Here is an 8,041-nt window from a genome sequence, read left to right as displayed (position 1 = left end):
GGGATGCATGGGCGATGTTTCAGCAGCTGGAGAAAGAGGTGCAGTGTATCTGGCTGGATTCCATCGTGGATGCCTCAAATGGTAGCGCTTTATCTTCTGAGGTGGCTGAATACAAAAAAGTGCTGGCGACGGTGATGGTTACCTTGCATTGGGGGAAAGCTAATCTTCGGGCCATGCTGTGTTTTAAAAAAGGCGAATTTGAGCAAGCATTTAAGTTGTTCGCTCAGGCGCATGAAATGTTGCCGCGACATGTGGGGATCGCGTTGAATATGGTGCAGGCCGGCATTGAGGTCGCACGAAGATCCCGTGGTAACATGGAAGCACTGCTGCGTTGTGATGCCGTATTGGCGAAGGTTCGCTTCGGGGAGCTGTCTGCTCGTCAGCAAGCACGCTACCGTACATTAGCGCAGCGGTGTGCTGAACTGGATCGTCAGCTTCCGGAAACACTTTGATGATAAGCATCAGCTGGTTGTTTATAACTGCTTGATCTAAATCCGTATGAACGATTGGGCTAATTGCATTCAGGCAGTCAGGTAGCTAAAATCGCCGCCAGCCAGAATTTTATCCAGCGGGCGTTCTATCTGGTGTCTCTTTGCCCAACTCTAAGCGTTGATAAGCTATGAAAGCACATAAAATCCAGCAAGCTCCCATTCCTATGCGAAATGTAGGTCCGCTGAAAATCAGTGGTCCGGTTCTGGATGAAAAAATTTCAGTCCCGCTGGCGACTTATGAAACCCCGTTATGGCCGTCTGTTGGTCGTGGTGCGCGGGTATCTGCTTTGGTTGAAGATGGTATCAAAACCACTGTCATTGATGAGCGCATGACGCGTTCGATTTTGCTGGAAGCCGATGATGCGACGGCGGCAATGTTGGCTGTCGAATCCATCAAGTCTCGTCGAGATGATCTGCAGGCCGTTGTGGCCACTTCCAGTCGCTTTGCCAAACTGATTGAGATGAACAGTCAGATTGTGGCTAACCTGATCTATTTGCGCCTTGAGTTCACCACCGGTGATGCATCCGGGCACAACATGGTTACCAACGCAGCAGACAAGATCATTCCGTGGTTGTTGAGTGAATATCCACAGCTGCGTTACTCTTCGATCTCTGGTAACTATTGTTCTGATAAAAAAGCCACCGCGGTTAACGGTATTCTGGGGCGTGGTAAATATGTTGTCAGTGAGATCCTGATCCCGCGTGATATCTGTGAACGTCGTCTGAAAACGACGCCAGAGAAGGTGGTTGATCTCAATATTAAGAAAAACCTGATTGGTACGATGATTGCCGGTGGTTTGCGTAGTGCGAACGCGCACTATGCCAACATGTTGCTGGCGTTTTATCTGGCGACCGGTCAGGACGCCGCCAATATTATCGAAGGTTCACAAGGCATCGTGCACGCGGAAGTACGTGATGGCGATCTGTATTTTTCCTGTACGTTGCCAAACCTGATTGTGGGTTCTGTTGGCAACGGTAAAGGTCTGGATTTTGTAGAAGACAATTTGCGGGCCCTGGGTTGTAAGGAAGATCGTGAGCCGGGTGCGAACTCCCGCCGTTTGGCCGCAATTTGTGCTGCCACGGTGCTGTGTGGTGAGCTGTCTCTGCTGGCTGCCCAGACCAACCCGGGTGAGTTGATGGAAGCTCACATTAAGCTGGAACGCTAATGTCTGATCCTACTAACGATCGGAAGATCGAGCATATTCGCGCCATTGAGCGAGATCCGTCGACTGATCGCGAGCAGCGCTATTTTGATCGCTATCACCTGCTTCATCGGGCGTTGCCTGAGTTGGCGTTGGATGAGATTGATACACAAACAACGTTTCTGAATAAAGAACTGAGCTTCCCGTTGCTGATCTCCTCCATGACCGGCGGCGATCATGAATTGGTGAACACCATCAATCGCAACTTGGCTATTGCCGCAGAAGCGACCGGTGTTGCCATGGCGGTGGGTTCTCAGCGCGTGATGTTTACGTCGCCTGATGCGCGCGAAAGCTTTTCCCTGCGTCAGTATGCTCCTTCGACTGTGTTGATCGGTAACATCGGTGCAGTACAGTTGAATTATGGTATGGGATTGGAGCAGGCCAAAGAGGCCGTGCAATGTCTGGAAGGGGATGGGCTATACCTGCACCTCAATCCTTTGCAGGAAGCTGTGCAGCCTGAAGGCGATACTGATTTTTCAAATTTACAGCAAAAAATTGCGGCATTGGCGAAAGCGCTGGATGTCCCTGTCTTGCTGAAAGAGGTGGGATCTGGTCTCTCACCAGCAGATATTGAGCTGGGTTTGTCTGCCGGTATTCGATATTTTGATCTGGCGGGTACGGGCGGTACGTCGTGGAGCCGTATTGAGCATCATCGACGCAAAGACGGTTCCGATCTGGGGCTATGTTTTCAGGATTGGGGCATTCCTACGCCAAAAGCCCTGCAGCTGGCGGAGCCGTATCAGGACCGTGCAGCCTTTATCGCTAGCGGTGGTCTCAGAGATGGGATTGATATGGCTAAATCTGTTATACTCGGCGCCTCTTTGTGTGGTATCGCTGCGCCGTTGCTGAAGCCGGCTATGGAATCGGCAGACGCAGTGATCACGGAGATCGAACGGATGCGCCGTGAATTTACCACCGCTATGTTTCTGCTGGGTGCTCAGAATGTTCCTGCTTTATTTCGGAACCGGGCCCTGATTCTTGAAGAGTGCTGAGGATCGAGACGTTCTATGTCTGTCGGTATTGACGAAATAAGTTTCTATACATCGAATTACTACCTGGACCTGCGCACCTTGGCAGAAGTGCAGCAAACGGATCCAGATAAGTATTATGAAGGTATCGGCCAGGAAAAGATGGGTATGGCCGCGCCTGACGAAGATATCGTTACAATGGCGGCTAATGCTGCATTGCCACTGATTGAGCGTGTGGGCTCAGATGCTGTTAGTACCTTGATGTTCGCGACCGAGACCGGTATCGATCAGTCCAAAGCTGCGGGTGTCTACGTACACCGTCTTTTAGGTATGAGTAACAACTGTCGCGTCGTTGAGATGAAGCAGGCCTGTTACAGCGCGACGGCTGCTATCCAGATGGCGTGTGCACTGGTTGCACGTACGCCAGAAAAGAAAGTATTGGTGATCGCATCTGATGTGGCCCGCTATGATCTGGATACACCAGGTGAAGCGACGCAAGGCTGCGGTGCTGTAGCGATGCTGATCTCTGCTAATCCTCGTTTGCTGGAAATTGACCCTGAAGTGGGTAATCACACTGAAGATGTGATGGATTTCTGGCGTCCGAACTACCGTTCTACTGCGTTGGTTGATGGTAAGTACTCCACTAAGATTTATCTGCGTGCGCTGAAGAAAGCCTGGGAAAACTTCCGTGAAGTGAGCTCATTGGCATTCGACGATTTCAGCCACTTTTGTTATCACCTGCCGTTCAGCCGTATGGCCCAGAAAGCGCATCAGCATCTGGCGAAACTGAACAAAGCAGACATGACCGCAGAGCAGATCGAAGCGCAAATCGCGGACACGCTGAGTTATAACCGCATTATCGGTAACAGTTACACCGCGTCGATGTATATTGGTCTGACATCGCTGCTGGAAAACTGTAAGCAGAACATTGCCGGTACCAAGATTGGATTCTTTAGCTACGGTTCTGGTTGTGTTGCTGAATTCTTCTCCGGTACGGTCGTGGCAGGTTATGAGAAATATCTGCACTGTACTGAGCACCAAGCGATGCTGGATAACCGCGAAGAGGTTTCCTACGAGAAATACCTCGAACTGTATCGCCATCCCGATCCGCGTGATGGCTCTGACCTGACGATCGAGAAAGTGACCAAAGGTCATTTCCGTCTGGCGGGCTTCAGCCAGCACAAGCGGGAATACGTCGCGAGCTGATGAATGCAGTAGCCCCGGGTAAGGTCATCCTGAGTGGCGAGCACTCGGTGGTGTACGGGGCGCCCGCGATTGCATTGGCTGTTGGCGAGTCTATTCAGGCTCGCTTCTCCCCTGATCTTTCCCAATACATTGTTTTAAATACGAGTGACGCTGAGCGCTTTTCTATTGCCTGTGATCAACTGGCAGCGCTGAAGCAGAGGCTGGATCTGCGTTACGCTGAATTTGAAACGGGCGATCGACCCGTGGATCAGATTCTGGACGCTCCGCAGGAGCTGTTGCTGTACGCCTTGTCTCACTTTTCCAATCTTCCCTCAGGAACTTTAAGTACGGTCTCTACATTGCCGACCGGGGCAGGGATGGGTTCATCAGCGGCGGCCATTGCTGCTACCTTGGTGTTGGCTGAACAGTTGAGTGCAGAGCCTCTCACACTGGCAGAGCGCTTTAGTTTGGTACGTTATTGCGAACGCCTGCAACACGGGCGGGGCAGTGCGATTGACGCAGCGGCGGTCACTTACGGTGGTTTGGTTCAGGTGCAGAACTCCGAGGTAGCGCGTCTGGATTGTCATTTAGGACAGGGCTGGTATCGAATCAATACGGGGCGGCCACAAGTATCAACGGGTGAGTGTGTTGCTGCGGTGCGTGCCAAGTATGAGGACAGTGCGATCTGGTCTGAATTTGCGGGCATTACGGGAGCCATACCCGCATCGCTCAACGATCCGGATACATTGATGGGGCTGTTGCAGGAAAATCATCGTCTTTTGCAGCGCATAGGTGTCGTGCCTGAACCCGTGGTGGATTTTATCAGTCAACTGGAGCAATTAGGCGGTGCTGCCAAGATTAGTGGCGCCGGTGCTCATCGGGGTGATCAAGGTGGTTTGGTGCTGGCTTACCTGCCTGATCGTTGCTCGTATAACGAAGTAGACCGGTTATGCCGCGTTTATGGTTATCCTATTTCATCTCTAACAGAGGATAGAGAAGGTGCCCGTAGCATCTGAAATTAAGGTATCTGCTCCCGGCAGTATTATGTTGATGGGAGAACACGCGGTGTTGTTTGGGCATCGCGCTTTGGCCTGTGCTGTGGATAAGTACATGCATATCAGTCTGCAGCCCCGAACTGATCGCCAGATTATTATCGATTCAGCGCTGGCAAACTATGAATCCTCACTCGATCAGCTGATTGAGGACGGGCGATTGAGCTTTGTGCTGGCAGTGATCCGGCGATTTCAATCCCGTATGACCACCGGTTTCACCCTGACAATCCGTTCAGAGTTTTCTCACACCGTGGGATTAGGCTCCTCTGCGGCGGTGACTGCTGGGGTGGTTGCGGCGGTGATGACCTTCGCTACGGGAGAGACCCCTGATAAAGATACCCTGTTTGATCACGCACTCGCCGTTGTACATGAGGTGCAGGATGGAAGGGGGTCCGGGACCGATCTGGTGGCATCCGTATTCGGTGGGCTGATCGGTTATACCGTGCAGCCACGCCAAATCGAAGCCTTGCAGGGCATTCCTCCAATCAGTTTATTCTATGCCGGATATAAAACCCGTACGCCGGATGTGCTTAAACAGGTCGAAGCACGCAGTGCCAGTCAGCCGCAGATCTATACTGAGCTGTATCAGCTAATGCATCAGGTAACTGTTGCAGCGGAAAGCGCGATTCAGGCTCAGAGTTGGGCAGAGCTGGGTAAGTTGATGGACATCTATCAAGGGTTGATGGATGCCTTAGGGGTATGTGATAAAACCATTGCCGACATGATCTGGCGCTTGCGCAGCTCCGATCAGATTCAGGGCGTGAAGATCTCTGGTTCTGGGTTGGGGGACTGTGTGATCGCATTAGGTGCAGACGCGACGTTAAATATGCCGTACGAAGAGATACCGGTTGCGGTATCAGCCAAAGGGGTTGAGGTTACACATGCGTAAGATTGATGTTGTAAAGGGATTGTTGCCAGCGGCGATCGTTGCTGGGGAACGGGGTGAAGCGTTTGCCCCTAGCAATATCGCACTATGTAAATACTGGGGCAAACGTGATCGTGAACTGAATCTGCCGATCAATGCCAGTTTGTCAGTGTCTTTGGCGCATCTGGGCTCTCGCACCATCGTGACTGAGTCTGATACCGGTACAGACCGCGTGGTGCTGAACGGCATAGAACAATCAGCTGACAGTAAATTTGCCCGCAAAGTGGTGGAATTTGTTTCGTTGTTCCGCGGTGACCTGCCGCAGCCTGTGTTGGTCAATACAGAGAACAATATTCCTACGGCGGCAGGATTGGCATCGTCTGCATCCGGTTTCGCGGCGCTGATGTTGGCACTGAATCAGTTTTATAACCTTAATCTCTCGGATGCAGAGTTATCGGCATGTGCTCGAATGGGCAGTGGCAGTGCGTCTCGCTCGATCTTTACCGGTTTTGTTGAATGGCAGATGGGCCATCGCGATGACGGTATGGATAGTCATGCGGTCGTATTGGATAAACCGTGGCCGGATCTGCGGATTGGCCTGGTGAAGGTCACAACAGCCGAAAAGAAAGTGGATTCCCGTGCGGGCATGCAGCGTACAGTAGAAAGCGCTCACCTTTATCAGAGCTGGCCGCTGCAAGCTGCAGCTGATCTGGAAAAACTGCATCTGGCGATTGGGCAGCAGGATTTCATGCTATTGGGTGAAACCGCTGAGCAGAATGCGCTGTCGATGCATGCGACGATGATCGCATCCTGGCCGCCGCTGCTGTATTGGCAGCCGGAATCGGTAGCCGCGATGCACAAGATCTGGGATCTGCGTGCGCAAGGTTTGCAGGTCTACTTCACGATGGATGCCGGGCCGAACATTAAATTGCTATTCCAGCAGCAGGACGAAGCGGAGTTGCTTGAAGCGTTCCCTGAGTTGGAAGTGGTTGCACCGTTTTCCAACTGAACCTGACAAGGGGTAGTTGATGAAAGGAGTCACAGACCGATGTTGAGATGGATTCTGATCCTGCTGGTTGCCGGTGTGGTTGTGCTGGCCGGATTCATCATGCTGGCGATAAAAAGCAGCGCTGAACTGAGTTATCGGGAAGCGGGTGAGACCGAATACAACTGGCAAGGTGCGTATGCCTATTGTGAAGCTGAAGGTGGCCGACTCCCCAGCGTGCTGGAGCTGACCGGCTTGCTGTATCGTGGCGCTTTGAGCAATCAACAGACCGACTACTGGAGTCGGACGGGCATGTTTGGCTATGCATTTGGCGCAAACACAAAATCTAAGATTCTCAGCTTTGATCGTTTTAGCGATATTGATCACGTTGTTTGCGTGCGTGACTGAATACGTCTTATTACTCAGGTGGTATAGAGTATGAGCGATGCTGCCTCCTTTCCTTCTTCTTTACCTCCCATACCTGGCTTTTTGCTGACCCGGCAGCAACTCGACCAGGCGGATGGTATCTGCTTGCGTTACTGGATTTGTGGTCCCGATGGTCCGTTCAGCGTTGATATTCCCGCGCAGGAAGCCGTATTTTTCATTCATGACGAACAGCTGGATGCAGCCCGCACCGCTTTGGCGGGGTTATCAGGTTGGCGGCTGGCGAAAGTTGATCTTCAGGATCTGAATCAGCTCGCTGTGAGCGCACTGTATACGACCTCTCTTAAGTCTCAGCGGCAGGCGATAGAGCGCCTGCAGCGTGCTGGGGTTGCGCTGTTGGAGGAGGACATTCGTCATGCTGACCGGTATCTGATGGAACGCTTTATTCAGGGTTCGGTGACGGTTTACCAGCGTAATCAGCAGGTCCTTCTTAAACCCGGTAACTATGTTCCTGAGTTTAGTGTGTTGTCGATCGACCTAGAGACCACCATGCGGGCGGACAAGATTCTATCCATCGGTCTCTACAGCGATCACTTGCAGTTGGTCTTGATGACGGGAAAAGGTGAGAATCAACCGGGGCTCGAATTTGTGCCGGATGAGCGTCGTTTGCTGAGACGGTTTGTTGAAGTAGTGCGGGCGGAAGATCCGGATATCTTTATCGGCTGGAACGTCGTGGGTTTTGACTTTCGGGTACTGTATCAGCGGGCTGAAGCGCTACAAATGCCGCTGTTACTGGGGCGTGACAAACAACCACTGCAGCTGCATCAATCGGGACAGGGTAAGTGGTATGCCCGTCTTAGTGGTCGTATTGTGCTGGATGGTATCGATACGATGAAAGGCGCCACATTC

9 protein-coding genes are annotated in these 8,041 nt (G+C 52.1%); all 9 read left to right on the top strand.

The annotated features are described in order from the left end of the window. A partial coding sequence (locus ABYW01_RS08760; RefSeq protein WP_372832119.1) for a hypothetical protein occupies positions 1-452 on the top strand: 452 nt, incomplete at its 5' end. Positions 453-619: 167 nt separating this feature from the next. Beyond that, positions 620-1,657, top strand: a complete 1,038-nt coding sequence (locus ABYW01_RS08755; protein ID WP_372832118.1) for a hydroxymethylglutaryl-CoA reductase — start codon at positions 620-622, stop codon at positions 1,655-1,657. Then, positions 1,657-2,685: a type 2 isopentenyl-diphosphate Delta-isomerase gene (gene fni / locus ABYW01_RS08750; protein ID WP_372832116.1), complete on the top strand. Its 1,029-nt coding sequence runs from the start codon at positions 1,657-1,659 to the stop codon at positions 2,683-2,685. The genes ABYW01_RS08755 and fni overlap by 1 nt, the downstream gene beginning before the upstream one ends. Positions 2,686-2,700: 15 nt before the next feature. Then, a complete protein-coding gene (locus ABYW01_RS08745; protein WP_372832115.1) occupies positions 2,701-3,867 on the top strand; it encodes a hydroxymethylglutaryl-CoA synthase in 1,167 nt (388 codons plus the stop codon). Beyond that, positions 3,867-4,862, top strand: a complete 996-nt coding sequence (locus tag ABYW01_RS08740; RefSeq protein WP_372832114.1) for a mevalonate kinase — start codon at positions 3,867-3,869, stop codon at positions 4,860-4,862. The genes ABYW01_RS08745 and ABYW01_RS08740 overlap by 1 nt, the downstream gene beginning before the upstream one ends. Beyond that, positions 4,846-5,787 carry a mevalonate kinase gene (locus ABYW01_RS08735; protein ID WP_372832113.1) on the top strand — a complete coding sequence of 314 codons (942 nt, stop codon included), beginning with the start codon at positions 4,846-4,848 and terminating at the stop codon, positions 5,785-5,787. The genes ABYW01_RS08740 and ABYW01_RS08735 overlap by 17 nt, the downstream gene beginning before the upstream one ends. Further along, positions 5,780-6,772: a diphosphomevalonate decarboxylase gene (gene mvaD / locus ABYW01_RS08730; protein ID WP_372832112.1), complete on the top strand. Its 993-nt coding sequence runs from the start codon at positions 5,780-5,782 to the stop codon at positions 6,770-6,772. The genes ABYW01_RS08735 and mvaD overlap by 8 nt, the downstream gene beginning before the upstream one ends. A 39-nt stretch (positions 6,773-6,811) precedes the next feature. Continuing rightward, the gene (locus ABYW01_RS08725; RefSeq protein WP_372832110.1) at positions 6,812-7,156 is read left to right on the top strand and encodes a hypothetical protein; all 345 of its coding nucleotides are present in this window, start codon (positions 6,812-6,814) and stop codon (positions 7,154-7,156) included. A 30-nt stretch (positions 7,157-7,186) separates the two neighbouring features. Beyond that, positions 7,187-8,041, top strand: an 855-nt coding sequence (locus ABYW01_RS08720) for a 3'-5' exonuclease (protein WP_372832109.1), incomplete at its 3' end; no start/stop codon positions are given.

Source organism: Pontibacterium sp. (genome assembly GCF_041587635.1).
Classification (GTDB): domain Bacteria; phylum Pseudomonadota; class Gammaproteobacteria; order Pseudomonadales; family Balneatricaceae; genus Pontibacterium.
This window is presented reverse-complemented; position numbering and strand designations above follow the sequence as displayed.

Coding starts and splice junctions, on each gene's coding strand:
- ABYW01_RS08755 (WP_372832118.1), top strand. CDS start 620: ATGAAAGCACATAAAATCCAGCAAGCTCCCATTCCTATGCGAAATGTA.
- fni (WP_372832116.1), top strand. CDS start 1,657: ATGTCTGATCCTACTAACGATCGGAAGATCGAGCATATTCGCGCCATT.
- ABYW01_RS08745 (WP_372832115.1), top strand. CDS start 2,701: ATGTCTGTCGGTATTGACGAAATAAGTTTCTATACATCGAATTACTAC.
- ABYW01_RS08740 (WP_372832114.1), top strand. CDS start 3,867: ATGAATGCAGTAGCCCCGGGTAAGGTCATCCTGAGTGGCGAGCACTCG.
- mvaD (WP_372832112.1), top strand. CDS start 5,780: ATGCGTAAGATTGATGTTGTAAAGGGATTGTTGCCAGCGGCGATCGTT.
- ABYW01_RS08725 (WP_372832110.1), top strand. CDS start 6,812: ATGTTGAGATGGATTCTGATCCTGCTGGTTGCCGGTGTGGTTGTGCTG.